Consider the following 25,089-nt stretch of genomic DNA (forward strand, 5'->3'; position numbering starts at 1 on the left):
GCGTTACTTGGGCAGGTTTTTGGCCCAGTAGCCTTCGATCTGGGTCACCAGGCTGTCCGGCAGCGGCACGTAGTCCAGCTGCTTGGCCTGCGCATCGCCCTTGCTGTAGACCCAGCGGAAGAACTCCAGCGTGTTCTTGAGGCCGGCCGGGTTTTTGGGCTTCTTCTGCACCAGGATGAAGTTGGTCGCGGTGATCGGCCAGGCGTTGTCGCCGGAGGCGTTGGTCATCACCAGGTAGAAGTCCTTGCTGTTGCCCCAGTCGGCGCTGTTGGCAGCGGCGGCAAAGGTCTCGTCGGACGGCTGCACGAACTTGCCGGCGGCGTTCTTCATCGCGGTGTAGGCCATCTTGTTCTGCAGCGCATACGACAGCTCGACGTAGCCGATGCCGCCCTTGATCTGCTTCACGTACGCGGCCACGCCCTCGTTGCCCTTGCCACCGATGCCGGTCGGCCACTGCACCGCCGTGCCTTCGCCGACCTTGCTCTTCCAGTCCGGGTTGACCTTGGACAGGTAGTTGGTGAAGTTGAAGCTGGTGCCCGAACCGTCGGAGCGATGCACCACGGTGATCTTGCCCTCGGGCAGCTTCACGCCCGGGTTGAGCGCGGCGATCGCCGGATCGTTCCAGGTGCTGACCTTGCCCAGGAAGATGTCGCCCAGGGTCTTGCCGTCCAGTTTCAGGGCGCCTGCCGCCACGCCGGGCACGTTGACCACCGGCACCACGCCGCCGATCACCGACGGGAACTGCGCCAGGCCGGCAGCGGCCAGTTCTTCCGGCTTGAGCGGGGCATCGGACGAGCCGAAATCCACGCTGGCCGCCTTGATCTGGGCAATGCCGCCGCCCGAACCGATCGATTGATAGTTGACCTGCTTCTTGGTGGCCGCGTTGTAGTCGGCCGACCACTTGGACATCACCGGGTAGATGAACGAGGCACCGGCGCCGGTGACATCGGCGGCCTGGGCGCACAAGGCCAGCGAGGCGGTGAGCACGCCGACGGCCAGACGGGTCTTCAGAGAGTGGATCACGGAACAGCTCCTGTAGCGAAGGGATGAGGACGTCCCGCGGTCGTGCCATTGCAGGGCAGGGGCATGACCGCGCGGTGTCGAAGAGATGACATGCAGATGACGGCGTTGCGGCCGGGCGCATTGCCGGGCCAGGCGGGTCGCCGCCATGGCGCGCTCACAGCAGCGCGGCAGGGCGGCCGGATCGATCGCGCACTTACCAATAGAACTGCGCACGTGCCTCGATGATCGACGGGTTGTCGTCGACCAGGCCACGCGTGGCGCTGTTGTAGCGGGTGCTTTCCACCTTGGCGTAGTCGAGTGCGAACTTGAAGTTGGAGCGCCAGTACCAGTTGGCGCCGACCGTCCACACGTCCATCTTGCCGCCCAGCACGCCGTCCACGAACGGGGTGGTGCCGTTGGAGACCAGGTGTCCGTCGTTGAGGTCCAGGGTGTCGTAGCGCACTGCCAGCTGCCACATCCCCGAGGCCGGCGCGTTCGGCAGCGGGGTGGTCGGCACGCCGGCCTTGTAGCCCCAGGTCTCGCCGGTGATGTTCCAGACACCGCTGACGTACCAGCCGTCACTCTTGTAATCGTTGGCGTTGTTGCCGATGCGCTTGGCGTTTTCCTGGAAGAACTCGCCCTGCAGCTTGAACGGGCCGGTGATCCACATCGCCTCGGCTCCGGCCACGCCCACGCTGTCCACGTTGGTGATGGCGCCGCTGTCGATCAGGCGCACCGTGGTCAGGTCGGCGTCCGGGCGCGCGCGCAGGCGCAGGGTGTCGTCGTCGGTGTCGTAACCCAGGTAGCTCAGGCCAACGTGCAGCACATTGCCGCTCTCGTTGATCGGCGCCCAGGTGCCGCGTGCGCCGTAGCCGCTGCCATGTGCCTGGTTGCGGGTCAGTTCGCGGCCGAACGCGCTGGCGGTGATGCTCCAGTCGTTGTCGCCCATTCCGTAGGCCACGCCCAGCCGGCGCGAGATGCCGTAGGTGTTGGTCACTGCGGCCTTGGAGACGAAGTCGTTGTTCTTGGTGCTGGACAGCTCTTCCAGGCTGTTGGGCTGCTTGAACTGGCCGATCTGCAGATAGTTGTTGGCGTTGCCGGCGAACTTGTACTTGATGTTGTTGTCGAGGAAACGCCCGGTGCTGCGGATGGTGGTGCCGCGGATGGTGACCTCCTTCAGCACGCTCGGGTCGTAACCGGCCACCCATTCGAAATTGCCCGGGCCCTTGCCCTTGAGCACCAGCTCGGCACGGCGGATGCTGAATTCGGAATTGTCGCCATTGGCTCCGATCGGGCCATTGAGATCCTGCACATCGTTGTGGAACCAGTTGCCATCAGCTTGGACCAGTCCTTCCAGCGACATCTCCGAGCCGCCGATCACGTCGATGGCGATTTCGGCATGCGCGGCAGGTGCGGCCAGCGCCAGCAATAGGGCAGCGCCCAGCAGGGTGGGAGAAAGTTTCATATGTGCCTTGCGACCTGAGAAAGTGAGCGCAGGCTATGGCGTGAAAGTTGCGTTAATGTGACAACTTCAGATCGCATTGCAATCTGATTTTTGTCAACAAAGACAAAGATTTACACGTGTTTGTCTTTTGTCAGCGTGTGTCATGAGTCTGAACGGGCCGCGCCGTATGACAGATGTGACAGCGGCGTGGTTCACCGTTTCAGCGAGCTCAAGCTTATTGCGACCTGAACCAACCAGGTGGAACGGCGGCGTATCAGGCGCTTTGTGCGTCGCACCACTTGCACAGGCGCGTTCTAAATTGTTAGTTTCGAAGCCATGTTTCCCCGATTCCTCCAATTGCTGTTGGCCTGCCTGCTCGCGCTCACTGCGTGGTCGGCGGCCGATGCGCACGACCGCATCCACGATGCGCTTGTGGGCGACGGCGTGGCGGTGATGGCGGATGCTGGTGAAGAACGCGACGCAGCCGATGATCTGCAGGACGACGGGGACGCACAGACCCAGGTCGATACGCACTCTGCAGACGACATCCCCTTGCTCTCCCAGGCATGGCCGGTGGTCGCACGTTATTTCCCCTCCTGGTACGCGCACTACGCGCCGGCAACTCAAAAACGCGACCTGATCCCGCAACTGCGTCCTCCCAACGCAGCGCGCGCCTGATCTTTCGTTAGTCGCGTCAACCGGTGCAGCGCACCGGCTTCCTTTGATTTGTTCGTCTTTGCAATTCGCGGCCTGCGCCGCGGATGGCCATTCGTTGCCTAGAGGTATCTCCCATGGAAAGTTTGCTAGAAGGTTTTCGTCATTTCCGTAAGGAAGTGTATCCGCGCCAGAGTGCGCGCTTTCAGGAACTGGCCGGCGGCCAGAGTCCGCACACGTTGTTCATTACCTGCGCCGACTCGCGCGTCATGCCGGAGCTGATCTTCTCCGCACAACCGGGCGAATTGTTCGTCTATCGCAATATCGGCAATGTGGTGCCGCCTTACTCCCAGCACGTCAGCGGCGTGGTTGCGGCGATCGAGTACGCCATCGCCGTACTGGGCGTGCGGCATATCGTGATCTGCGGCCATACCGACTGCGGCGCGATGAAGGCCGTGCTCAAGCCGGAATCGCTGGAGGACGTGCCGTCCGTGGCGGCCTGGCTCAAGCACACCGATGCGGCGCGTCACGTCACGGCCCATCACGGACACGACCCGCACAGCCAGGAAGCGCTGAGCTGCATGACCGAGGAGAACGTGGTCTCGCAGCTGGACCATCTGCGCACGCAGCCGGTGGTCGCCGCGCGTCTGGCGGCCGGTACCTTGCGCATCCACGGCTGGATCTATGACATCGCCCACGGCGAGATCCGCGCCTTCGATGCCGAGAAGGGTGGCTTCCGTCCGTTGTTGGCGGACAACACCCCCGAAGCCACCCCACGTCCGCGACTGCAGCAAGTCGTGCGCGCCGAACTCGCCTGACGGAGCACATCATGAACACATCAGGTATCGGCGGATATTTCCGCCAGGGACTGTTCGGGCGTGATTTGCTGTCGTCTGTCGTGGTCTTCCTCGTCGCACTCCCGTTGTGCATGGGCATTGCGATCGCTTCCGGCATGCCGCCGGCCGCAGGCCTGATCACCGGCATTATCGGTGGACTGGTCGTCGGCTTTCTGGCGGGCTCTCCTCTGCAGGTGAGCGGACCGGCCGCCGGCCTGGCTGTGTTGGTGTTCGAACTGGTCCGCGAGCACGGCATTGCCGCACTCGGTCCGGTGATCCTGGTGGCCGGTGCGATCCAGCTGATCGCCGGTCTGTGCCGCGCAGGCGTGTGGTTCCGGATGACATCGCCGGCCGTGGTGGCCGGCATGCTGTCGGGCATCGGCATCCTGATCGTGGCCTCGCAGGCGCATGTGCTGATGGACGCCGCTCCCAAGGCGCGCGGTCTGGAAAACTTCGCTGCATTGCCGGCCGTGGTGTGGCAGGCAATCACCGAAGGTACCGGCCGTACCGCGTTGTTCGTGGGCCTGGCCACCATCGGCATCATCCTGGCCTGGGACAAGCTGCGTCCGCAGCGTCTGCGCTTTTTGCCAGGTGCGTTGATCGCCGTAGTGGTGGTCACGGCGACGGTGCAGTTGCAGGGCCTGAACGTCAACAAGGTGGACGTGCCGACCAATCTGTTCTCGGCGATCAGCATCCCCAGCGTGGCGGACATCTTCGGCGTGTTCAATGCGACGTTGCTTGTGTCTGCAGTGACCTTTGCCTTCATCGCCAGCGCAGAGACCTTGCTGTCGGCGGCGGCGGTGGACCGGATGCATCAGGGCGCGCGCACGCAGTACGACCGTGAGCTGGCGGCGCAGGGTGTGGGCAATATGCTGTGCGGCTTCCTGGGCGCATTGCCGATGACCGGCGTGATCGTGCGTAGCGCGGCCAATGTGCAGGCCGGAGCGGCCACGCGCATGTCCACGGTGCTGCATGGCGGCTGGTTGCTGGTCTTCGCAATGCTGCTGCCGTGGCTGTTGCGGATGACGCCGGTGGCATGTCTGGCCGGCATCCTGGTCTACACGGGCGTGAAGATGATCAAGATCGGTCAGGTCAAGGAGCTGGCGACCTATGGTCGTGGCACCGCGGCGATCTATCTGGCGACCACCTTCGCAATCGTGGCGACCGACCTGCTGACCGGTGTGCTGATCGGCTTCGGCCTGTCGTTGTTCCGTCTGGCCCTGCATTCTTCGCGCCTGAAGGTGGACGTGCGTGAGCACGAGCACAAGAAGGACGAGATGCATCTGACCCTGCAGGGTTCGGCAACCTTCCTGAAGGTGCCGGCGATGGCGCGTACGCTGGAGAGCGTGCCGCCGAACACCGCCCTGCATCTGGATGTGGCCAAGCTGCACCACGTCGACCATGCCTGCATCGAGTTGTTGCGCGACTGGAGCCGGAATGCGGCCTCGCGCGGCTGCGAGCTGGTGGTGGACTGGAAGGAGCTGGATCGACGCGTGGAAGGCCAGCCGGCGGTGGAAAGCGTGCTGGTCGAACAGCGCGTCGAACAAGCCAAGGCGGCGTAAACCTGCTGCAACGCCCGGCGCTCGCGCCGGGTGAACTCTATCGTGACCGGGTGATGCATGGCGCCGCAAGACGCATCATCTGGTCGCGATTTTTTATGGCCGGGAATCGGGAATCGGGATTCGGGATTGGGGAATCGGAAAAGCCAGGATTGGCGGTGCTGAGGTGCTGATACGGCAGGCCTGGTGCCCGACTGAGCGCTTGCAGTTGCGATGGTTTTGTTAGTTCGTGTCAGCCATGTTGATTCGGATTGCGTCAGCTTTTGGGAGTTTTTGGCCGTTCGGCGGGTGCGGGGGTCTTGTCGCGGTAGCGGCACAGGTCGTGGATCACGCAGCCTGGGCAGTCGGGCTTGCGTGCCTTGCAGACGTAGCGGCCATGCAGGATGAGCCAGTGATGTGCGTCGTGCAGGAACTCGGCAGGAATGACCTTGACCAGCGTGTCCTCGACCGCGCGCACGTCCTTGCCCGGCGCAAGACCGGTGCGGTTGGCGACGCGGAAGATATGCGTGTCCACCGCCATGGTCGGCTCGCCGAACGCGGTGTTGAGCACGACGTTTGCGGTCTTGCGGCCGACACCGGGTAAGGCTTCCAGCGCGGCGCGATCGTGCGGTACTTCGCCGCCGTATTGCTCCAGCAGGATCCTGCAGGTGGCGATGACGTTCTTGGCCTTGGCATTGAACAGGCCGATGGTGGCGATGTAGCGCTTCAGGCCTTCTTCGCCGAGATCGAGAATGTCACGCGGGGTATTGGCCACCGGATACAGCTTGCGGGTGGCCTTGTTGACGCCGACATCGGTGGCCTGTGCCGACAGCAGTACCGCGATCAGCAACTCGAATGGCGTGGTGTATTCCAGCTCGGTGGTCGGGTGCGGATTGAGCTCGCGCAACCGCGCGAACATCTCCTGTATTTCAGGCTTGCGCATGAGGTTGCCGCGCCTTGCCGGCGGGGTCTGACGGATCGCGTTCATGGCGGTGCGCCGCCAGCGGCCTTGGCCTTTGCGCGCGCCAGGATGGCTGCGGCCAGCGGCGGTAATGCGGCTGCGGCGGGTTGGCTGGGCGCCGGTGCCGGCGTTCGGCGTGCATCGCGTTCGGCAGCACGACGTTGCAGGCGCGCGGCGCGTGCGCGGTAGCGGTCGCGGGCGGCCCAGGCATCGCGCAGCCGCTGTTGTGCGGCAAGCAACACCGCGCGCAGCTGCGGGCAGGCCGGATCCAGCAGGTCGTCGCCCGGATCGGGCCGATACTCCATCAAACCCAGTGCCAACGCGCGATCGAGATCGTCGGCGTGTACGCAGTCGAACAGCTGGAGGGGCAGGGGACGTGCTGCCGGGTTGGGGTCGAACGTCATGGCAAGCCGATCAGCGATTGAGAAAGTGCGCGGGGCGTTTTTCGAGAAACGCGCCGGTGCCTTCGCGCATGTCGTCGCTGGAAAACAGCAGCGCAAATTGCGCGGTTTCCAGCTGCAGGCCTTCTTCGATGGCGCATTCGCCACCGAACACCACCGCATCCAGAATGCCGCGCAGCGCGAGCGGTGCGGCGACGGCCAGACGCTGTGCCAGGGCCAGGGTGTCTTCCTCCAGGGCTTCCGGCTCGACCACGCGATTGACCAGGCCCAGCTGCAGCGCGCGCGGCGCATCGATCGGCAGGCCGAGCAGGCACAGCTCCAGCGCCGCCGCTCGCCCGGTCAGACGCAATAGCCGTTGCGTGCCGCCGAAACCGGGGATCAGGCCGAGGTTGATCTCCGGCTGCCCCAGGCGTGCGGTGGATGCGGCGATACGCAGATGGCAGGCCATTGCCAGCTCCAGCCCGCCGCCCAGCGCAAAGCCGTTGACCATGGCGATCACCGGCTTGGGCATGCGCTCGATCCGGCGCATCACCTGCTGGCCCAGCAGCGAGAACTCGCGGCCCTGCATCGCCGACAGCTCGCGCATTTCGGCGATGTCCGCGCCCGCGACAAATGCCTTGGGGCCTGCGCCGGTCAGGATCACCACGCGGATGTGGTCTGCGCTGGCTGCCTCGGCAAAGGCATGATCCAGTGCCCGCAGCGTTTCCTGGTTCAAGGCGTTCAGTTTGTCCGGTCGATTGACCGTGATCGTCCGTACACTGGCGTGGTCGGCGATCAGAATGACGTGATTGGACATGGAAATCCTTGCGAACGTAAAAAATTAGTAAATACGGAACTTCCGAAAGCCTTGCTGGTCCTAGCTTTCGTGATAAGTAGCGGTTCGGTATCGCGGCCGCTATCCTAGCGCGTCATCTCAGGCGGCAGACCCGTCCTGTGCCACCACCCTGGAGAATTGTTTGATGAAGTTGCGTTCTATCGCGGTCGCTGTGGCGGCCCTGGCCCTGACGGGCAATGCACTGGCCCAGGACACGACGTCCGAGAAGGGCAAGTTGAGCTACTACTTCGGCTATGACTACGGCAACAACCTTGCCGAGCTCACCGGTCGCGGCGAGCAGCTCGACATCAACTCGGTGGTAAAGGGTCTGCAGGACGCCTATGCCAAGAAGCAGCCGGCCATCACTGCCGACCAGCTGAAGCCGGCCGTGGAAGCGTTCCAGAAGCGTGAGCAGGGCCGTGCCCAGCAGGCCAAGGCCGAGTACGACAAGGCCGCTGCGGCCAACAAGACCAAGAGCGACCAGTTCCTGGCCAAGAACAAGGGCACCGCGGGCGTGCAGACGCTGCCCAGCGGCGTGCAGTACCGCGTGATCGAAGCAGGCAAGGGCGCCAAGCCGACCCAGGCCAGCACCGTGCAGCTGGAAGTGGCTGGTCCGTTCCCGTTCGGCGACCGCGAGAAGGCACGTCCGGCGCAGCAGATCCCGGCCATCAAGGTCAGCGAAGTCGAAATGCAGGCCATGCGCGACACGCTGCTGCAGATGCCGGCCGGCTCCAAGTGGGAAGTGACCCTGCCGCCGGAGAAGGCCTACGGTGCCGATCCGCGCACCCCGTTCCCGCCGAACGTGGCTGTGCAGTTCGAGATCAAGCTGGTCAGCGTCAAGTAATTGCATTGGATGTTGCTGTGACAACGCCGGCCACCAGGCCGGCGTTGTCGTTTGGATCCAGCGGCCAAGCGCGAGAGGATGGACGAACGGCGTGACGATGCGGTGCGGCGGGAGCCAGCGATGAGCGACACGGATTCGACCCGCAATGGTCTGCCCAGCCCGTGTATCGGTGTATGTTCGCTGGACGCGCAGGCGCACTGTGTCGGCTGCCTGCGCAGCCTGGATGAAATTGCACGCTGGATGAGCATGAGCGACACCGAACGTCAGCAGTATCTGCATACGGTTCTGCCGGCGCGCGCGTTGGCCGCGCGGCTGCCCGAATGTGCGCAGTTGCGGCGCGCGTTGTATGCGCTGGACACCGCGCCCGACGGGCCGGGCTGGAATCATGCCGAATTGATCGACCTGACCGAGGGCGGCGCCTCGGCCGAGGCCGCGGTGCTGTGCGGACTGGTGCCGCGCACACAGGGCACCATGGTGCTGCTGACCCGGCGCACCGACAGCCTGCGTCACCATGCCGGGCAGGTCAGTTTTCCCGGTGGACGGATCGAGCCGTCGGATGCGGATGCGGCCGCCGCGGCCCTGCGCGAGAGTTGCGAGGAAATCGCGCTCGGCGCCGGCCAGGTGCATGCGCTGGGCTATCTGGATCCGTTTCTGACCGTGAGCGGTTTTCGCGTCACGCCGGTGGTGGCAGTGATCGACCCGGCGTTCGTGGCGGTGCCGCAGCCGGACGAAGTGGCCGAGGTGTTCGAGGTGCCGCTGGCCTACCTGATGGATCCGGACAACCTGCGCAGCGTGGAGCTGGAGTATCGCGGCCGGCCGCGCCGCGTGCTGGAATACGACTGGCCGGGCCACCGCATCTGGGGTGCCACCGCGGCCATCCTCCTCAATCTTCGTCGTCGTCTGGAGCAGGCTGCATGAGTGCGGAACCCCACTGGACCACGCTGGTCGACAGCGCCACGCTGGCAGCGGCATTGCCGCATCCGCAGTTGCGATTGCTGGACGCGCGCGCTGCGCCACCGACTGCGCCGGACCCGGATGCCGCGCGCAAGGCCTATGCGCAAGGGCATCTGCCAGGCGCGCACTACGTCGATCTCGAGAAGGATCTGGCCGATCTGTCGCTGCCTGCGCAGGGGCGGCACCCGCTGCCGCACAGTGCGTCATTCGCCAGGCGGCTGGGCGCGTGGGGGATCGACCCGGACAGCCAGGTGGTGATCTACGATGCCGCCGACGGCAGCATGGCCGCGGCGCGGGCATGGTGGATGCTGCGGCTGATGGGACATCGCCGCGTGGCGGTGCTCGATGGCGGGTTGGCCGCCTGGCGCGCTGCCGGCTTGCCGGAAAGCACCGAGCCGCCTGCAGAGCGCGATGGCGCGGCATACCCAGGCAGCTTCGACAGCGATGCGGTGGTCGAGGCCGGGCAGATCCTGGCGCGGCTGGATCAGGCGCCGGGCTGGTTGCTGGATGCACGTGCAGGCGAGCGTTTTCGCGGCGAGGTGGAGCCGGTCGATCCGGTGGCCGGGCATGTGCCCGGTGCGGTGAGTCGCCCCTTGGGCGTAAGCCTGCGCGACGGGCGGTTCAAGCCGGCAGAGGAACTGCGCGCCGAGTTGTCGGCGCTGCTGGGCGCGTATCGTCCCGAGCAGGCGGTGGTGATGTGCGGCTCCGGGGTGACCGCATGCCATCTGCTGCTGGCACTGGAAGTGGCCGGATTGTCGGGCGCGCGCGTTTACGCCGGCTCCTGGAGTGGGTGGCTGCAGGATTCGACACGTCCGGTCGCGACCAGCCCCTGATTGCAGGCACAATGGCGGCAGGAACGGTGACCTGTGGGGACGCAGGTTCGCTGCGCGGAGCGCAGTTTCTCGCAGTGCTGGGTGACTCATGCGGTTGCAGTTGCAGGTCGGCGCGTTGTGCGTCGCGATGGTATCGTTGGCTGCCTGTTCGGCGGGGTCGACCGCCGACGCCAACGGTGCGCGCATCGCCGGTCGTGGGCAGAGCGATCGCCACGCGATGTATCAGGTCGAACTCGAACATGCACGCGCCGAGCGCGTGCAGCGCTTGCGTGCGCCCGATGGCTGGCTGAGCTATACCGGGTCCGGGCGCGTGCGTGCCGGCCGGTACCAGGTGGGCAGCGATCCACGTAGCGACCTGGTGTTGCCGGCCGGGCCTGCGCAACTGGGGCAGCTGACGCTGGATGCCGACGGCCGTGTGCACTTCGACGCCGCTGCTGCCGCACCGGTGCACTTGAACGGCCAGCGCATCGATCGCGTGCGCCTGAGGCCGGAGCGTGCAGGGCAGCGTGGCGATCGCCTGGATGTGGAGGGCCGGCAGTTCTATCTGGTGCAGACCGGCAGCTTGTTCGGCTGGCGTTTCCGCGACCCGGCAGCGCCGTTGCTGACCCACTTCGCCGGGCTGGAATATTTTCCGACCGACCCGCAGTGGCGCATCCAGGCGCGCTGGCAGGCGTATCCCACGCCGCGCACGACCACGCTGCTGACCTCGATCGGTACACCGCTCACTGTCCAGGTGCCGGGCGAGGCGGTGTTTTCGCGCAATGGCCGGGACTACCGGTTGCAGCCGATCGTCAGCGACGACGGGCGAGGCCTGTTCTTCCTGTTCGCCGATCGCACCAGCGGCAAGGAAACGTATGGCGGCGCGCGCTATCTCTACACCGCGGCACCACACGACGGCCGGCTCGTGCTCGACTTCAATCTGGCCGAGAATCCGCCCTGTGCGTTGACGCCGCACGTGGTCTGCCCGATCGCATCGCCGGAAAATCGCCTGGATCTGGCAGTGAATGCCGGCGAGAAGACCTACCGCGCGACCGAGCGCTGAGCACCGAACTCGAGAAGGCGGCCAGCCGTGTCGATGGCCCTGTGTGCGCCGCTGCTAGCGCGGTGTGTGCGCCCAGCTGACCGCCGCTTCGATCTGCGGCCACGGAAACAGCGGGCCGGGGTCGAGCTTGCGTTGGATCTTGCGCGACGGATCGTCGCTGGCCGCTTCCTGGGTGGTGTCCAGTGCCTGGTGGCCGGCGATGCGGCGGACCGATGGCAGCTGCTGTTGCAGCCACTGCAGCAGCGTGATCAGCGCAGTGATCTGCGCCTGCGGATACGGCTCGCTCATGCACTGATGGCGTGAGTCCAGCCAGTGCGGATAACGGCCGCTGTTGACCAGTTCGATGCCCAGCGTATGCGGGTTGTGGCCGCGCACGTGATGGGCCACGCGCTCCAGCGCGACGTATTGCTGGATGCTGCCGTTACGGTCGATGTAGTAATGCCCGCTGTTGCCGGTGCCGCTGTCGTAGAGCACGCGTTCGCCGTATTCGCGTGCCATCGCCATGTCGGGCAACTCGGTGCAATGGATGACCACCATGTCGATCTGCGTGAGCGCGCGTCGCGCCAGCCGCGATTCGTAGGACAACGGCGCGTAGGTGATCGGTGGCGACGGCAGGACGGCATCGGACATGAGGCGGATGCTAGCATTGCCCGATGGCTTTGAATCCCGACAGCCCCTTGGGCAAATTGATGGCGACCCTGCCGCAGACCGGCCAGGTGACCTGGATCGGCGTGCGTCCCGCGCGCGACGTGGAGATGATTGCGGTGGACGCGGCACAGGCCACCACCGGCGTCGGCCTGGTCGGCGACCGCTACAAGGGCGGCAGCGGCAAGCGCGGCGTGACCTTGATCCAGGCCGAACATCTGCCGGTGATCGCGGCACTGGCCGGCCACACCGCGATCGCGCCCGCCACCTTGCGCCGCAACCTGGTGGTGTCCGGCATTCCGCTGATCGCCTTGAAAGGCCGGCGTTTCCGCATCGGTGATGTCGAGCTGGAAGGCACCGATCCCTGCGATCCGTGCTCGCGCATGGAGGACGCGCTGGGTGCGGGCGGCTACAACGCCATGCGCGGTCATGGCGGCCTGTGTGCGCGCGTCCTGCGTGGCGGCGTGCTGCGCCTCGGCGATACGGTGCAGGCGCTATGAGCCGCGGTCATTGCATCCTGTCGCACGGCTTCGAAAGCGGCCCGGATGCGCTGAAGGTCACCGCCCTGGCCGATGTCGCCGCGCAGTTGGGCTGGACCCACGAGCGCCCGGACTACACCGATCTGGACGCACGCCGCGAGGTGAGTTCGCTGGGCGATGTGCAAGGCCGGCTGCAGCGCCTGCTGGAGATTGCGCGTGCGGCGGCCGACAAGGGCCCGCTGGTGCTGGTCGGTTCCAGCCTGGGCTCGTACATCGCCGCGCAGGTGTCGTTGCAGGTGCCCACGCGCGGGCTGTTCCTGATGGTGCCGCCGACCAGGATGGGGCCGTTGCCGGCACTGGATGCGGCGCGCGTGCCGATTTCGATCGTGCATGCCTGGCGCGATGAACTGATTCCGGCCAGCGAGGTGATCGCCTGGGCGCAGGCGCGGCATGCGCGCTTGCTATTGGTCGACGACGAACACCGGCTGGCGTCGCACGTGGATGCATCGGCGCGCGCCTTCGCCGAACTGTTGCAGAGCCTGTGATGCGGACCAGGGTGTGCGGGTTTTGGGGCGTCCGATGAACGTATTGATTCGCGAAGCGAGCGACGGCGATGCGGCGGCAATCGAACTGCTGACGATGGTCGCGTTCATGCGCGACGAACATAGCCGCCATGACGAGCAGCACGTGATCGCCGGGTTGCGCAACGACGGCGCGCTGGCGTTGTCGCTGGTGGCCGACCACGACGGGTATGTGGTCGGGCATCTGGCGGTATCGCCGGTGTGGCTGTCGGACGACTCGCCCGGCTGGTACGCGTTGGGGCCGCTGGCGATCGGCCCGGGGCATCAGCGCCAGGGGCTGGGCACGCGCCTGGTGCAGGCGGCGCTGGCCAGCTTGCGCGAGCGTGGCGCGGCCGGCTGCCTGGCATTGGGCGAGCCGGCGTTTTTCAGGCGCCTGGGTTTTGCGGTGGAGCCGGGGCTGACCTTGCCCGGCGTCCCGGCATCCGAGCTGCAGGCGCTGGCGTTTGGCGACCGCCTGCTGCCGCTGGCCGATGTGGCCTATCACCCGGCGTTCGGGCTGGGGTGAGCGTTGCATCATCGGGACACCTGATGGCCCGCGTTGTCGGTGATTTTGCCACGGCAGCGATCCCCGCGATGGCTGTCTTCGATGGTCCCTGTTAGCCGGCAATGATCCGGCCTGCAGGAGCGTGGGCATGTCTGCACGGTGCCGCCTGCCGATGCTGCTGCTGCGCTTGAACAGGGCCAGTCTGCCGCAGTGCCCGGGATTTGGCTTGCATCGCAGGCTGACCTACACTTTGTCGCGTTGCCCACTGTCTGAGGATTGGTCCAATGCGCCATTGATGCCGCCGTCGTGATGACGGCCTTACCCGCTGCCGGTCCGGCTGGATCGGTGCGTGTGCTGGCATGCAATGGAGATCCGTATGACCTGTCCGTCGCTGACGCTGGAAGGCGTTGCGTATGTGTTGCCCGATGGCAGCCCGCTGTTTTCCGATCTGACAATCCACATCGACCAGCGCGCCACCGGCCTGGTGGGGCGCAATGGCGTGGGCAAGAGCGTGCTTGCGCGCCTGCTGGCCGGCACGTTGCTGCCCAGTGCCGGGCGCTGTGTGCGCAACGGCAGCGTGCACTACCTGCCGCAGCGCGTGCGCGTGGCGCCGGGGCAGAGCATTGCCGACCTGGCCGGTGTCGCGGCGCTGCTGGAGGCGCTGGACCGTATCGCTGCTGGCAGCGTTGCGCCCGCCGATTTCGAACTGGTCGGCGAGCGCTGGGCCGCCCATGCGCAATTTGCTGCAGAACTCGAACGGCAAGGCCTGGGTGGGCGCGATCCGCGTGCACCGGCCGCGCATCTCAGTGGCGGCGAAGCGATGCGCGTGGCACTCGCCGGTGCGTTCCTGAGCCAGCCGGACCTGTTGATTCTGGACGAACCCAGCAATCACCTGGATGGCCCGCAGCGGCAGCGGCTGATGGATCAGTTGCTGGCATGGAACGGCGGCGTGCTGGTGATCAGCCACGACCGCGGCCTGCTCGATGCGATGCAGCGCATTGTTGAATTGTCCGGGCAGGGGCTGCGCAGCTACGGCGGCAATTACACGTCCTATGCGCAGCAGCGCGCCATCGAACAGCAGGCCGCCAGCGCGTTGCTGGCCCAGCGCAAACAGGCGCGCGCACGCGGCGAACAGGCGCTGCGCGAGCAGCGGCAACGTCACCAGCAACGCCAGGCACGCGGCGCGCGTGCTGCGGGGCAGGCCAACCAGGCCGCGATCCTGCTTGGCGCGCAGAAGCAGCGCAGCGAGGTCAGCGCGGGGCGGCTGCAACAGCAACGCCAGGCCGACCAGGCGCGGCTGAGCGAGGCGGTGGTGCAGGCCGCGGCGCTGGTGCAAGACGACCCCACGATCGCGCTACTGGCGCCGACATCGCCCGCCGGCGCATCGCAGCGCTTGGCCACGTTGCAACAGGTGGAACTGGCGCACGGGCGGCTGGGCGGGCGGCGGGTGGATCTGCTGTTGCATAGGCAGCCGCGGATCGGCCTGGTCGGCCCCAACGGCAGCGGCAAGTCGTCGTTGCTGCAGCTGCTGGCCGGGCGCCTGCAGCCCAGCGCGGGGCAGTGCCAGGTGCATGTGCCGGTGGCGTATCTGGATCAGGACCTGGGGCTGCTGGACCCGGCGCGCTCGGCGGCTGCGCAGCTGCACGATGCAGACCCGGGCGCGCCGGCGCATGCGCAGCGGCTGCGCCTGGCGCTGCTGGGGCTGGACCAGAGGCATGCCGACCTGCCCACCGGCCAGCTCAGCGGCGGCCAGCGGCTCAAGGCGGCGCTGGCCTGCGCGCTGTACCGGGCGCAGCCGGCGCAACTGCTGTTGCTGGACGAGCCGACCAACCACCTGGATCTGGCCGCGGTGGAGGCGATCGAGGCACTGCTGCACAGCTACCCCGGTGCGCTGATCGTCGCCTCGCACGATGCCGCCTTCCTGCAGCGGCTGGGCCTGCGGCAGCGCCTGGATACCGCGCAGGCGCAGTGGCGGCTGGCGCCGTGGTGAACCGCGCAGCGGGCGATCCGGCCGGCGGGCTGGTAAAGCCGGCCCCGATGGCCGACCATTTGCGCCCCGCCCGCGGCGGCCACGGCTCTGCCCTCCAGGGCGCCGGCCCAGCGTCCTGCTCCCGCGCTCGCCCCCACGGCCAGCGTCTCCATCGATACCTGCCTACGTGAAATTCTTTGCATCCTGTGCCAAGGGCCTGGAATACCTGCTTGCCGACGAGCTGCTGTCGCTCGGTGCCAGCAAGGCCACCGCCACCGTCTCCGGCGTCAACGTCGAGGGCGAGCTGCGCGATGCGCAGCGCGCCGTGCTGTGGTCGCGGCTGGCCAGCCGGGTGCTGTGGCCGCTGAGCGAGTTCGATTGCCCGGACGAGGACGCACTGTATGCCGGGGTGGCCGAATTGCCGTGGGACGAGCACCTGTCCGTCGGCCACACGCTGTCGGTGGACGCGCATGTCTCCGGTACCGCGATCACGCACGCCCGTTACGCGGCGCAGCGCATCAAGGACGCGGTGGTCGACACCATGCGCCGGCAGGGCCTGGAGCGCCCGTCGGTGGATGTGGACAGCCCGGATCTGCGTTTGAACCTGTCACTGCGCAAGGGCCGCGCCACCATTTCGGTGGATCTGGGCGGCGGCCCGCTGCATCGGCGCGGTTGGCGCATGGCGCAGAACGATGCACCGCTCAAGGAGAATCTGGCCGCGGCGGTGTTGCTGCGCGCCGGTTGGCCGCGCGCCTACGCCGATGGCGGCGGCCTGTTGGATCCGATGTGCGGCAGCGGCACCTTGCTGATCGAAGGCGCGCTGATGGCCGCCGACGTGGCGCCCGGCCTGCAGCGCTATGGCAGCGCTATCCCCAGCCGCTGGCGCGGCTTCGACCGCGAGGGCTGGCAGCAGCTGGTGGGCGAAGCGCGCGAGCGCGACAGTCTCGGCCGCGCCGCACTCAGGCAGGTGATCCACGGCAGCGACATGGACCCGCATGCGATCCGCGCCGCGAAGGAGAATGCGCAGGTGGCCGGTGTGGCCGAGGCGATCTGGTTCGGTGTGCGCGAGGTGGGCGATCTGCAGACCCCGCCGCAGGCCACCGGCGTGGTGGTGTGCAATCCGCCTTACGACGAACGCCTGGCTGCCGACGCGGCGCTGTACCGCCGCCTGGGCGACACCTTGCAGCGCGCCGTGCCGCAATGGCGGGCCAGCCTGCTGTGCGGCAACGCCGAGCTGGCGTATGCCACCGGCCTGCGCGCGGGCAAGAAATACCAGCTGTTCAATGGCGCGATCGAATGCGCGTTGATCGTCTGCGACCCGATCGCGGTGCCGCGGCGCACCCCGCTGGCGGCGCCGACCGCGCTCAGCGAAGGCGCGCAGATGGTCGCCAACCGCCTGCGCAAGAATCTGCAGAAGTTCAAGAAGTGGCGCGCACGCGAAGGCATCGAATGCTTCCGCGCCTACGACGCCGATCTGCCGGAATATTCCGCCGCCATCGACGTGTACCAGCAGGCCGATGGCGATCGCCGCGTGTTTCTGCATGTGCAGGAATACGCCGCGCCGGCGACGATTCCCGAAGCCGACGTGCGCCGCCGTCTGGGCGAGCTGCTGGCCGCCGCACGCGAGGTCTTCGAGGTGCCGGGCGAACGCGTGGCGCTCAAATCGCGCGAGCGTGGCAAGGGTGGCAGCAAGTACGGCCGCTTCGAGCAGCGCAACGAATTCATCAACGTGCGCGAGCATGGCGCCTTGCTGCGGGTGAATCTGTTCGATTACCTCGATACCGGCCTGTTCCTGGACCATCGCCCGTTGCGCGGCACCATGGCCATGCAATCGAAGGGGCGGCGTTTCCTCAACCTGTTCTGCTACACCGGCGTGGCCAGCGTGGAAGCGGCGGTGGCCGGGGCAAGCGCGACCACCAGCGTGGATCTGTCCGGCACCTATCTGCAGTGGTGTGCCGACAACCTGGCCCTGAACGGCCAGGCCGGCAGCAAGCACACGCTGGTGCAGGCCGACGCGCTGGCCTGGCTGGAAGCCGAGCGCGCGCATTTCGACGTGATCTTCTGCGACCCGCCGACCTTCTCCAACTCCGCACGCGCCGAGGACTTCGACATCCAGCGCGAGCACGTGCGGCTGCTGCGTGCGGCGATGGCGCGGCTGGCGCCGGGTGGGGTGCTGTACTTCTCCAACAACTTCCGTCGCTTCAAGCTGGACGAGGAACTGGTGGCCGAGTTTGCGCAGTGCGAGGAAATCAGCCCGCGCACCATCGACCCGGATTTCGAGCGGCATGCGCGCATCCACCGTGCCTGGCGATTGACCGCCTGATGCCGCGGCCCGGTCGCGTCTGACCGGGCAGTGCAGGCATTGCGCGCCCGCTGTCGCCGGCGCCCGGCTGGCTGCGGTGCGCCATGCCAGCGGCGCGTGGTGGCGCAGCTGCAGCCGTGCAGGCCAGGGCGGGGCGGGCAGCCAACAAGCCGACCACAGCGCTGCGGTATGCTGATTCGCATGCTTTGGAGTCAACGATGACCGCACCACCACGGATTGCCTTTGTTGCCAGTCACGCCGAGCCGGCGGTGACCGCGCGCGCGCGTCTTGTGCAGCGCTATGGCGACCATGCGCTGGACACCGCCGACATCGTCTGCGCCCTGGGCGGGGACGGCTTCATGCTGCAGACCCTGCACCGGCATGGCGCTGCCAGCAAGCCGGTGTTCGGCATGAAGCTGGGCTCGGTCGGGTTCTTGATGAACCAGTACCGCGACGACGAGGACGACCTGCTCGCACGTCTGCAACGGGCCGAACCGGCGCATCTGCGCCCGCTGGAAATGCAGGTGCAGACCGAGTCCGGTGCCAGCACGGTGTCGCTGGCCTACAACGAGGTCTCGCTGCTGCGGCAGACCCGCCAGGCCGCGCACCTGAGCGTGGATCTCAATGGCCAGACCCGCATCGCCGAGTTGATCGGCGACGGGGTCATGGTCGCCACGCCGGCCGGCAGCACCGCCTACAACTATTCCGCGCATGGGCCGATCCTCCCGCTGGGGTCGCACACGCTGGCGCTGACGCCGATCGCCCCGTATCGGCCGCGCCGCTGGCGCGGCGCCATCCTCAAGGCCGATACCGAAGTGCGTTTCCGCGTGCTGGACCCGTACAAGCGCCCGGTCAGCGTCACTGCCGACTCGCACGAGATCCGCGACGTAGTCGAAGTGACCATCCGCGAATCCACCCAACGCCAGGTGACGCTGCTGTTCGATCCCGAACACAATCTGGAAGAGCGCATCTTCAGCGAACAGTTTGCGGTCTGAGGGGCGGGGATTGGGCATTGGGGATTCGGGATTGGCACCGCAGTAGCGCGACGTGCAGCCGAGCCCGCGCGTGCCCAAGGTACGATGCAGTGCAAGTAACGATCTCAAATCCCAGAAACTTCGTTGTTGCTCCAACCCATTCCCCAATCCCGATTCCCCATTCCCGGCACCCCAATGGCTGATAATTCCCCCAGGCTCCTGACCGTCGCGGTGACCTCGCGCGCGCTGTTCGATCTCGAAGAAGGCCATGCGCTGTTCGAGGCCGATGGCGTGGAGGCGTATTCGGCGTTCCAGCGCGAGCACGAGGACGACATCCTGGAGCCGGGCGTCGCCTTTCCGGTGGTGCGCAAGCTGCTGGCGCTCAACCACGATGTGCCCGAGGAAACCCCGCGTGTCGAGGTGATCCTGCTGTCGCGCAATTCCGCCGATACCGGGCTGCGCATCTTCAATTCGATCCAGCACTACAACCTGGGCATCCTGCGGGCGACCTTCACCTCGGGCCAGCCGACCTGGCCGTACGTGAAGCCGTTCGGCACCGATCTGTTCCTGTCGGCCAATCCGGAATCGGTACGCCGCGCACTCACCCATGGCATCGCGGCGGCGACCATCATGCCGCGTGCGCCGGGCGAACGCGCCGAGGCCGCCGCGGCGATCGTGCACAACGACGAAAGCCGCCTGTCCACCCAATTGCGTATCGCCTTCGACGGCGATGCGGTGATCTTCGGCGACGAGAGCGAACGCATCTCGCGCGAGCAGGGCGTGGAGGCGTTCGGGCGCCACGAGCGCGAACGTGCGCGCGAGCCGTTGTCGGTCGGGCCGTTCCGCAATTTCCTGTCGGCGCTGCATGCGCTGCAGGCGGCATTCCCGCCCGGCGAGGCCTCGCCGATCCGCACCGCGCTGGTCACCGCGCGTTCGGCGCCGGCGCACGAGCGGGTGATCCGCACCCTGCGCGAATGGGGCGTGCGCCTGGACGAGGCGCTGTTCCTCGGCGGACGCCACAAGGGGCCGTTCCTGGAGGCGTTCGGCGCGGATATCTTCTTCGACGATTCGCAGCACAACATCGACAGTGCGCGCCAACACCAGCATGTGGCGGCCGGTCACGTACCACATGGCGTGGCCAACGATCCGCCGGGCAGGTGAGCGAGTGAGCGAGGCACCGAGGCCGTCTGGACGCGCCGCGCTGCGCTCCAGCTGGCGGCAACTGGAGCTGTATTTTGCCGACGACACCGTCCAGACGCGCATGTCGCGTTGGGCGCCGTACCGGCTGATGCTGCCGTACACGCGCGGCATGCTCGCGGCGCTGTGGTTGCAGCCGCGCCCCGAGCGCGTCGGCCTGATCGGCTTCGGCGGCGGCGCGCAGGCCAAGTTCTGTCACCGCTATCTGCGCAGCACGCGCATCGAAGCGGTGGACGCCGATGCGCAGGTGCTGGCCCTGCGCGATGCGTTCGGCGTGCCACGCGACGATGCGCGGCTGGAGGTCACGCACGGCGATGGTGCGCAGTGGATCGGCACGCGTGCCGGACGCTACGACCTGCTGCTGCTGGATGCCTACGATGCCGATGGCATTCCGCCGGCGTTGTGCACGCCCGGGTTCTACGCCGACTGCCGCGCTGCGCTGACGCCGGGCGGTGTGCTGGCCCTGAACCTGTTCCAGGTGCCGCTGGCCGGGCATCTGGCCGCGCTGCGCGAGGTGTTCGAGGGGCGGGTGCTGCTATTGCCCGAGCCGGACCCGCGAAACCAGCTGCTGTACGCCTGGAACGGCAAGCGCACGCCGGGCACTGCGGAGCAGGCGTTGGCGGTGCTGCCGTGGTCGGCACGCCGGCAGCTGCGGCCGTCGATGTTGCGGCTGCAGGCGGCGTGGATGGAGCGGGCCTGGCGGTTTTCCTGAGCCGCTGTCCGGCGCCCGTCGTCCGCTTGCAAATGCGACAAGCCCAACATCGCTCGCGGGCGCGCGCTTATGGGGTCAGCGGATGTTCCGCTTCCGCCTCTGCCAGCGGCAAGCGGATATCGGTCAACCGCCAGCGCAGGCCTTGCCGGGTCAGCACGAACACCACCGGCGCTCCGGCTGCGGTGCGGGTGGTGGCGGTGAAGCGGCGGGTGGACTCGAAGCGCTGCTGCGCGCCTTGCAGCGGACGAGCAGGTGCCGGCGCCGCATAGGTGTCCGGGCTGACGGTGGTGCCGGTAACGCGATTCCACACGCTATGGCCTTGCAGCAACGCGCCGATGCCCAGCGGCGTCACCAGCGTGTCCACGCCGGCGCCGCTGATGCCGCTGGCAAGCTGCAGGGCGAATCCGCCCAGCAGGCTGGATTGCATGCGGCTGCCGGCCTGGCGGATCAGGTAATCGTCCAGCTGCGCCTTGAGGTTGACCCGCAGGCTGGGGAAGTCCACATGACGTTCCAGCTGTGCGGCGTCGCGACTGGCGACTGCCTCGCTGATGCCGCGAATGGCCAGATACGGGCCCGCAACCACATAGCTGGCCAGCAGCAACGCGGCCAGCACAGGCAGCAGCAACCAGCGCTTCTTCATGGCATGCAGTCCATTGCTGTTGTCTGTACCAGGCGCATCGAGGCATGGCGCCGCGCAGCGAGAAATCGCCGCGGTCCGCCGGTTACCTGCGCAGCGTCGATTGCCGTCGGCGCCGTGCGATGCATCAGAATTCCAGATCCAGCGCGGCGCACAGGTAATCGACGAACGGCGCCAGCACCACCAGGTCCGCCTCGATGGTCTGGCGCAGGCGCGGGCTGGTCATGATGGCATCGTCGAGTGGACGCAGGTACGCCCAGTTGCGATGCTTGAGATCGTCGATGAACTCGAAATCGTTGGGAAAGCCGCGCGGCGCACGCACCAGTTTCTCGCTGTCATCCAACGCGAACTTGCGGCGTAGTTTTGGCTCGTAGGCGGCCGCTTTCCAGTTGGCGGGATTGTCGAAGATGAACTGGCGCAGCTTGCGCTGGGTGTCCGGCTCCGGATGCCACAGCCCCGCACCCACGAAGCTCTCGCCCGGCTGCAAATGGATATAGAACGACGGCGCCGGCACCTGGCGGCGGCGCTCATGGAACAGGCGCGCGCCTTGCCAGTTCTTGTACGGCGATTTGTCGTTGGAAAAACGCGCATCGCGGTAGATACGAAACAGCGAGCCACCCTGGGTCTTGGGGTCGGCGCGATAGTGCTCGCTGACCTGTGCCAGCGCGGGCTGCAGGTGGGTGATGAGCTGCAGGAACGGCTGGCGCACATGCGCCTCATACTGATGCCGGTGGTCGTTGAACCAGGTCTTGTCGTTGTGGCGCGCCAGGGCGCGCAGGAACTTGAAACTGGCGTCGGAAAAATAGGTGGTCATAGCGTGCGTTGGAGGTCCAAACCCCAGGCGGCGAGCTGGTCGAGCAGGGACTGCTTGGTAGCATCGTCCGGGTGAGCAAGCCGTAAATCCGCGATCTGCGCATGGAACTGGTCGAGCGTGACCTCGCCCAGGCCACGGTCTTCGAGCAGGCGTTGGCGGCGGTAGACGTTCCAGCGTTCCTGCTCGTCGAACGACAAGGTCTGCGGCCAGTTGCGCGCGCGGTAGCGAAACAGCAACTCGACCAGGCGCGGATCGCGAAAGCGCGATTCCAGCGCGCCCAGCTCGGCCGGTGCACTGGCGCGCACCTGCGCCAGCAGGCGCTTGTCGCCTTCGGCCAGGAAGCCGTCATACAGCGAGGCATCGGCATCGTTGACCGCCGGCGCCGCAGCGCGCTCGTTGCCGTACACCTGGCGCACTTTTTCGGCCAGTTCAGGGCCGAGCGCGCGCAGGCGTGCAGCCTTGGCCAGCACCGCGTCCGGGTCGATGCCCAGGCGCTGGAAATCCGCCGCGCGCAGATGCTGCCAGGCCACCAGCGCCGGCGACTTGTTCACGTGCACTTCCTTGAGCGCAATGCGCTGCTCGCCTTCGGGCAGGTCGGCGGCGCGGATATACAGCCGGTCGGCGATCTCGTCCGGGCTCAGGCGCAACAGCACTTCAGGGTCGCCTTCCAGATCGAACACGATCACGCGGCTGTCGATGCGTGGATGGCGCGTCAATGGCAGCACTGCGGCAGCGCACATGCGCGAGGCGGGATAGCGCTGCGAGACATGCAGCACCGGCTGCATGCCGATCACGTCCAGCAGCGTTGCCGCAAAGCGCTTGTCGCGCAGACGCAGCGCGTAGTCCCACAACTTGGGCTGATGCTGCTGGAACCTGCGTGCCATGCCGATGGTGGCGTACACGTCCGACAGCGCTTCATGTGCATCGCCTTCGCGCACCGCGTTGGCATCGGCCAGGTGTTCGAGCTTGAACGAGGTGGCGCCGTCTTCGCGCTGCGGCCAGACGATGCCGTCCGGGCGCAGCGCATGCACCAGCCGCAGCACGTCCAGCAGATCCCAGCGCGAATTGCCGCCGCGCCACTCGCGCTCGTACGGGTCATAGAAATTGCGGAACAGCCCGCAGCGCACGAATTCGTCGTCGAAGCGGATCGAGTTGTAGCCCAGTGTGCAGGTCTGCGGCCGGCTCATCTGCTCGGAGATGCGCGCGAACGCTTCGGCCTCGCTCACGCCTTCGCGCAGTGCGTGCTGCGGGGTGATGCCGGTGACCATGGTCGCGTACGGGGAGGGCAGCAGGTCGTTGGCCGGCTGCACGTAGAAACTGATCGGTTCTTCGATCACGCGCAGCTGCGCATCGGTGCGCACCGCGGCGAACTGCGCGATGCGCGTGCGGCGCGGATCCTGGCCGAAGGTTTCCAGGTCGTAGAAGAGAAAGCTGTCAGGCATGCCGTATCAAATCCAGATCCGCGGCGCGCTGCGGAGGGCGCCGCCAGTGCTGCCTAGTATCTCTTATCCGCGCGCCGGCCCGCTGACGCCGGCCTGTGCAGCTTGATCAGTGCGCGCCTTCCAGCGGTTGCAGGCGCGCATGCACGACCGCTTCCAGTGCCGCCCAGTCGATGCGCGACAGGTCGCTGTGCCCGCGCGTGGCCTCGACCAGGATCTCGCGCTGGATCTCGCTGCGCGCCAGGGCGATCGAGTAGCGCGTGCGCAGGAAGGTCACCATCGTGTAATGCGGCACGAAACGGGTGGGCCAGCGTGCCTGAAGTTGCTGTTCGAGCGCGCGCTGCAGCAGGAAGTCGGGATCGTCGACGCGGTCGCGCATCTCCAGATAGTTTTCCAGCGCCATCTGCTGGATCGCCGCGGCATCCTCACGGCGTGCAGCCTGGAACGCGGCAAACGCAGTTTCCAGATCGTGGTGCGCGTCCAGTTGCTCTGCCAGCGCCACGCAATCTTCGAACGCGCAATTCATGCCCTGGCCGTGGAACGGCACCATCGCGTGCGCGGCGTCGCCGATCAGCAATGCGCGGCCGCCCAGATGCCAGCGGTCCAGCGTCAGGGTGCCGAGCAGGCCGGGCGGATGTTCTTCCCAATGTTCCTTGAGCTGCGGGATCAGCGGCAGCGCATCGGGGAAATCACGCGCGAACAAGGCCAGCGCTTCGTCGCCGTTGCGGGTGGTGGCAAAGCTGGGCTCGCCGGCGTTGGGCAGAAACAGCGTGACGGTGAAGGTGCCGCCGTCGTTGGGCAGCGCGATGCACATGTAGCGCCCGCGCGGCCAGATGTGCAGCGCGTTGCCTTCGATGCGGAACCCGCCGCCGGGCAACGGCGGAATTTCCAGCTCCTTGTAGGAGTGATCGAGGAATTCGGTGCGCTCGCCCAGCGGCGATTTGCGCTGCATCGCCGCGCGCAATGCCGAGCCGGCGCCATCGCTGCCGATCAGGCTCTGGAAATGGATTTCGTGCGGCTGGTCGTCGCGATCGTCGATGAAGCGCGCATAGCCGGCGTCGAAGTCCACCGTATGCAGGCGGCGGTAGAAGTGCACGCATGCGCCGGACTGTTCGGCCAGATCCAGCAGCGCGACATTCAACGCGGCGCGGTGGATCGACCAGATCACTTCGCTGTCGTCGCGCCCATAGCGCTGCAGCTGCGGCTGCGCGTGCAGCGGGTGCACCATGCGCCCGCGCATCATCACCGCCTTGGCCATCACCGCGTCGTCGGCGCCGGCCTGGCGCAGTGCATGGCGGCCGCGTTCGGCCAGCGCCAGGTTGATCGAGCGGCCGGACTCGTAGCCCTTGATGCGCGGGTCGCCGCGGCGCTCGTAGACGGTGACCTGCCAGCCGCGACGCGACAACAGGATGGCCAGCAGGCAACCGGCCAGGCCAGCGCCGATCAGGGTCAGGGAACGGGGAGAGACTGCGCTCAATGCGGTATCCGGCAGCGGCCGGACGCGAGTGCCGGCCAAGAGGGAGGAAGGAGAGT

26 protein-coding genes are annotated in these 25,089 nt (G+C 66.9%); 16 read left to right on the plus strand and 10 right to left on the minus strand.

The window, feature by feature from the left end:
- Nucleotides 1-3 precede the first annotated feature (3 nt).
- Nucleotides 4-1,023: a phosphate ABC transporter substrate-binding protein PstS gene (gene pstS, locus EO139_RS16925; protein WP_115676666.1), complete on the minus strand. Its 1,020-nt coding sequence runs from the start codon at nucleotides 1,021-1,023 to the stop codon at nucleotides 4-6.
- A 193-nt stretch (nucleotides 1,024-1,216) separates the two neighbouring features.
- Nucleotides 1,217-2,467 carry an OprO/OprP family phosphate-selective porin gene (locus EO139_RS16930; protein WP_126941756.1) on the minus strand — a complete coding sequence of 417 codons (1,251 nt, stop codon included), beginning with the start codon at nucleotides 2,465-2,467 and terminating at the stop codon, nucleotides 1,217-1,219.
- A 336-nt stretch (nucleotides 2,468-2,803) separates the two neighbouring features.
- Here EO139_RS16930 and EO139_RS16935 point away from each other — a divergent pair, with 336 nt between their 5' ends.
- The 3 genes from EO139_RS16935 to EO139_RS16945 all read left to right on the plus strand — a co-directional run bounded on the left by EO139_RS16935 (nucleotide 2,804) and on the right by EO139_RS16945 (nucleotide 5,498).
- The gene (locus tag EO139_RS16935; protein WP_181116173.1) at nucleotides 2,804-3,124 is read left to right on the plus strand and encodes a hypothetical protein; all 321 of its coding nucleotides are present in this window, start codon (nucleotides 2,804-2,806) and stop codon (nucleotides 3,122-3,124) included.
- A 113-nt stretch (nucleotides 3,125-3,237) separates the two neighbouring features.
- Nucleotides 3,238-3,918: a carbonic anhydrase gene (locus tag EO139_RS16940; RefSeq protein WP_016902474.1), complete on the plus strand. Its 681-nt coding sequence runs from the start codon at nucleotides 3,238-3,240 to the stop codon at nucleotides 3,916-3,918.
- 11 nt (nucleotides 3,919-3,929) lie between these two features.
- Nucleotides 3,930-5,498 (plus strand): SulP family inorganic anion transporter, encoded by a 1,569-nt coding sequence (locus EO139_RS16945; protein ID WP_104582779.1) that lies wholly within the window; start codon nucleotides 3,930-3,932, stop codon nucleotides 5,496-5,498.
- Between the two features lie 253 nt (nucleotides 5,499-5,751).
- On the opposite strand, the gene nth is transcribed toward EO139_RS16945, so the two are convergent.
- Genes nth through EO139_RS16960 form a run of 3 tightly spaced genes read right to left on the minus strand, consistent with a single transcriptional unit; the run spans nucleotide 5,752 to nucleotide 7,632 of the window.
- Nucleotides 5,752-6,462, minus strand: coding sequence for an endonuclease III (gene nth / locus EO139_RS16950; RefSeq protein WP_119132251.1), 711 nt, complete (start codon nucleotides 6,460-6,462; stop codon nucleotides 5,752-5,754).
- Nucleotides 6,459-6,839 (minus strand): hypothetical protein, encoded by a 381-nt coding sequence (locus EO139_RS16955; protein WP_104582781.1) that lies wholly within the window; start codon nucleotides 6,837-6,839, stop codon nucleotides 6,459-6,461. Before EO139_RS16955 ends, nth begins: the two co-directional genes overlap by 4 nt.
- Nucleotides 6,840-6,849: 10 nt before the next feature.
- Entirely contained in the window at nucleotides 6,850-7,632 is a 783-nt protein-coding gene (locus tag EO139_RS16960; protein ID WP_126971580.1) for an enoyl-CoA hydratase-related protein, read from the minus strand.
- A gap of 163 nt (nucleotides 7,633-7,795) precedes the next feature.
- On the opposite strand from EO139_RS16960, the gene EO139_RS16965 reads away from it, so the two are divergent.
- The 4 genes from EO139_RS16965 (at nucleotide 7,796) to EO139_RS16980 (ending at nucleotide 11,323) form a co-directional block, all read left to right on the plus strand.
- Nucleotides 7,796-8,494: an FKBP-type peptidyl-prolyl cis-trans isomerase N-terminal domain-containing protein gene (locus tag EO139_RS16965; RefSeq protein WP_016902469.1), complete on the plus strand. Its 699-nt coding sequence runs from the start codon at nucleotides 7,796-7,798 to the stop codon at nucleotides 8,492-8,494.
- A 120-nt stretch (nucleotides 8,495-8,614) separates the two neighbouring features.
- Nucleotides 8,615-9,412, plus strand: a complete 798-nt coding sequence (locus tag EO139_RS16970) for a CoA pyrophosphatase (RefSeq protein WP_126941758.1) — start codon at nucleotides 8,615-8,617, stop codon at nucleotides 9,410-9,412.
- Nucleotides 9,409-10,281: a sulfurtransferase gene (locus EO139_RS16975; RefSeq protein ID WP_126971582.1), complete on the plus strand. Its 873-nt coding sequence runs from the start codon at nucleotides 9,409-9,411 to the stop codon at nucleotides 10,279-10,281. The genes EO139_RS16970 and EO139_RS16975 overlap by 4 nt, the downstream gene beginning before the upstream one ends.
- Nucleotides 10,282-10,369: 88 nt before the next feature.
- A complete protein-coding gene (locus EO139_RS16980) occupies nucleotides 10,370-11,323 on the plus strand; it encodes a DUF1684 domain-containing protein (protein ID WP_126971584.1) in 954 nt (317 codons plus the stop codon).
- Between the two features lie 54 nt (nucleotides 11,324-11,377).
- Here the strand turns inward: EO139_RS16980 and EO139_RS16985 are convergent, their stop codons facing one another.
- Nucleotides 11,378-11,953, minus strand: coding sequence for an N-acetylmuramoyl-L-alanine amidase (locus EO139_RS16985; RefSeq protein ID WP_104582786.1), 576 nt, complete (start codon nucleotides 11,951-11,953; stop codon nucleotides 11,378-11,380).
- 23 nt (nucleotides 11,954-11,976) lie between these two features.
- On the opposite strand from EO139_RS16985, the gene EO139_RS16990 reads away from it, so the two are divergent.
- The 9 genes from EO139_RS16990 (at nucleotide 11,977) to EO139_RS17030 (ending at nucleotide 20,666) form a co-directional block, all read left to right on the plus strand.
- A complete protein-coding gene (locus EO139_RS16990; RefSeq protein ID WP_104582787.1) occupies nucleotides 11,977-12,468 on the plus strand; it encodes an MOSC domain-containing protein in 492 nt (163 codons plus the stop codon).
- The gene (locus EO139_RS16995; RefSeq protein WP_104582788.1) at nucleotides 12,465-12,992 is read left to right on the plus strand and encodes a YqiA/YcfP family alpha/beta fold hydrolase; all 528 of its coding nucleotides are present in this window, start codon (nucleotides 12,465-12,467) and stop codon (nucleotides 12,990-12,992) included. The genes EO139_RS16990 and EO139_RS16995 overlap by 4 nt, the downstream gene beginning before the upstream one ends.
- A gap of 34 nt (nucleotides 12,993-13,026) precedes the next feature.
- Entirely contained in the window at nucleotides 13,027-13,533 is a 507-nt protein-coding gene (locus EO139_RS17000; RefSeq protein ID WP_126971586.1) for an N-acetyltransferase, read from the plus strand.
- Between the two features lie 355 nt (nucleotides 13,534-13,888).
- The gene (locus EO139_RS17005; protein ID WP_104582948.1) at nucleotides 13,889-15,502 is read left to right on the plus strand and encodes an ABC-F family ATP-binding cassette domain-containing protein; all 1,614 of its coding nucleotides are present in this window, start codon (nucleotides 13,889-13,891) and stop codon (nucleotides 15,500-15,502) included.
- Entirely contained in the window at nucleotides 15,481-15,672 is a 192-nt protein-coding gene (locus tag EO139_RS17010; protein WP_104582790.1) for a hypothetical protein, read from the plus strand. Before EO139_RS17005 ends, EO139_RS17010 begins: the two co-directional genes overlap by 22 nt.
- Nucleotides 15,669-17,804 carry a bifunctional 23S rRNA (guanine(2069)-N(7))-methyltransferase RlmK/23S rRNA (guanine(2445)-N(2))-methyltransferase RlmL gene (rlmKL, locus tag EO139_RS17015; protein WP_104582791.1) on the plus strand — a complete coding sequence of 712 codons (2,136 nt, stop codon included), beginning with the start codon at nucleotides 15,669-15,671 and terminating at the stop codon, nucleotides 17,802-17,804. Before EO139_RS17010 ends, rlmKL begins: the two co-directional genes overlap by 4 nt.
- 197 nt (nucleotides 17,805-18,001) lie before the next feature.
- Complete coding sequence (locus EO139_RS17020) at nucleotides 18,002-18,778, plus strand: NAD kinase (protein WP_104582792.1); 777 nt, start codon at nucleotides 18,002-18,004, stop codon at nucleotides 18,776-18,778.
- Nucleotides 18,779-18,952: 174 nt separating this feature from the next.
- Entirely contained in the window at nucleotides 18,953-19,918 is a 966-nt protein-coding gene (locus tag EO139_RS17025) for a 5'-nucleotidase (protein ID WP_126971588.1), read from the plus strand.
- A gap of 4 nt (nucleotides 19,919-19,922) precedes the next feature.
- Nucleotides 19,923-20,666, plus strand: a complete 744-nt coding sequence (locus EO139_RS17030) for a transferase (RefSeq protein ID WP_126971590.1) — start codon at nucleotides 19,923-19,925, stop codon at nucleotides 20,664-20,666.
- A gap of 67 nt (nucleotides 20,667-20,733) precedes the next feature.
- Here the strand turns inward: EO139_RS17030 and EO139_RS17035 are convergent, their stop codons facing one another.
- The 4 genes from EO139_RS17035 to EO139_RS17050 form a co-directional block, all read right to left on the minus strand.
- The gene (locus EO139_RS17035; protein WP_115676679.1) at nucleotides 20,734-21,306 is read right to left on the minus strand and encodes a DUF2939 domain-containing protein; all 573 of its coding nucleotides are present in this window, start codon (nucleotides 21,304-21,306) and stop codon (nucleotides 20,734-20,736) included.
- Between the two features lie 124 nt (nucleotides 21,307-21,430).
- A complete protein-coding gene (locus EO139_RS17040; protein WP_126971592.1) occupies nucleotides 21,431-22,117 on the minus strand; it encodes a DUF2461 domain-containing protein in 687 nt (228 codons plus the stop codon).
- Nucleotides 22,114-23,559, minus strand: a complete 1,446-nt coding sequence (sbcB, locus tag EO139_RS17045; RefSeq protein WP_126941778.1) for an exodeoxyribonuclease I — start codon at nucleotides 23,557-23,559, stop codon at nucleotides 22,114-22,116. The genes EO139_RS17040 and sbcB overlap by 4 nt, the downstream gene beginning before the upstream one ends.
- A 106-nt stretch (nucleotides 23,560-23,665) precedes the next feature.
- Nucleotides 23,666-25,033: an NAD(P)/FAD-dependent oxidoreductase gene (locus tag EO139_RS17050; RefSeq protein ID WP_126941780.1), complete on the minus strand. Its 1,368-nt coding sequence runs from the start codon at nucleotides 25,031-25,033 to the stop codon at nucleotides 23,666-23,668.
- Nucleotides 25,034-25,089 lie beyond the last annotated feature (56 nt).

This window comes from Xanthomonas sp. BRIP62411, assembly GCF_003993525.1.
GTDB classification, from domain to species: domain Bacteria; phylum Pseudomonadota; class Gammaproteobacteria; order Xanthomonadales; family Xanthomonadaceae; genus Xanthomonas; species Xanthomonas euroxanthea.

Excerpts from the sequence above, each read along its gene's own strand:
- EO139_RS17025 (WP_126971588.1), top strand. The coding sequence starts at position 18,953 with ATGGCTGATAATTCCCCCAGGCTCCTGACCGTCGCGGTGACCTCGCGC.
- EO139_RS16975 (WP_126971582.1), top strand. The coding sequence starts at position 9,409 with ATGAGTGCGGAACCCCACTGGACCACGCTGGTCGACAGCGCCACGCTG.
- EO139_RS16965 (WP_016902469.1), top strand. The coding sequence starts at position 7,796 with ATGAAGTTGCGTTCTATCGCGGTCGCTGTGGCGGCCCTGGCCCTGACG.
- EO139_RS16970 (WP_126941758.1), top strand. The coding sequence starts at position 8,615 with ATGAGCGACACGGATTCGACCCGCAATGGTCTGCCCAGCCCGTGTATC.
- EO139_RS16985 (WP_104582786.1), bottom strand. The coding sequence starts at position 11,953 with ATGTCCGATGCCGTCCTGCCGTCGCCACCGATCACCTACGCGCCGTTG.
- EO139_RS17000 (WP_126971586.1), top strand. The coding sequence starts at position 13,027 with ATGAACGTATTGATTCGCGAAGCGAGCGACGGCGATGCGGCGGCAATC.
- EO139_RS16980 (WP_126971584.1), top strand. The coding sequence starts at position 10,370 with ATGCGGTTGCAGTTGCAGGTCGGCGCGTTGTGCGTCGCGATGGTATCG.
- EO139_RS17040 (WP_126971592.1), bottom strand. The coding sequence starts at position 22,117 with ATGACCACCTATTTTTCCGACGCCAGTTTCAAGTTCCTGCGCGCCCTG.
- nth (WP_119132251.1), bottom strand. The coding sequence starts at position 6,462 with ATGAACGCGATCCGTCAGACCCCGCCGGCAAGGCGCGGCAACCTCATG.
- EO139_RS17020 (WP_104582792.1), top strand. The coding sequence starts at position 18,002 with ATGACCGCACCACCACGGATTGCCTTTGTTGCCAGTCACGCCGAGCCG.
- EO139_RS16955 (WP_104582781.1), bottom strand. The coding sequence starts at position 6,839 with ATGACGTTCGACCCCAACCCGGCAGCACGTCCCCTGCCCCTCCAGCTG.
- EO139_RS17035 (WP_115676679.1), bottom strand. The coding sequence starts at position 21,306 with ATGAAGAAGCGCTGGTTGCTGCTGCCTGTGCTGGCCGCGTTGCTGCTG.
- sbcB (WP_126941778.1), bottom strand. The coding sequence starts at position 23,559 with ATGCCTGACAGCTTTCTCTTCTACGACCTGGAAACCTTCGGCCAGGAT.
- EO139_RS17005 (WP_104582948.1), top strand. The coding sequence starts at position 13,889 with ATGACCTGTCCGTCGCTGACGCTGGAAGGCGTTGCGTATGTGTTGCCC.
- EO139_RS16960 (WP_126971580.1), bottom strand. The coding sequence starts at position 7,632 with ATGTCCAATCACGTCATTCTGATCGCCGACCACGCCAGTGTACGGACG.
- EO139_RS16940 (WP_016902474.1), top strand. The coding sequence starts at position 3,238 with ATGGAAAGTTTGCTAGAAGGTTTTCGTCATTTCCGTAAGGAAGTGTAT.
- EO139_RS16995 (WP_104582788.1), top strand. The coding sequence starts at position 12,465 with ATGAGCCGCGGTCATTGCATCCTGTCGCACGGCTTCGAAAGCGGCCCG.
- EO139_RS16990 (WP_104582787.1), top strand. The coding sequence starts at position 11,977 with ATGGCTTTGAATCCCGACAGCCCCTTGGGCAAATTGATGGCGACCCTG.
- EO139_RS16930 (WP_126941756.1), bottom strand. The coding sequence starts at position 2,467 with ATGAAACTTTCTCCCACCCTGCTGGGCGCTGCCCTATTGCTGGCGCTG.
- EO139_RS16945 (WP_104582779.1), top strand. The coding sequence starts at position 3,930 with ATGAACACATCAGGTATCGGCGGATATTTCCGCCAGGGACTGTTCGGG.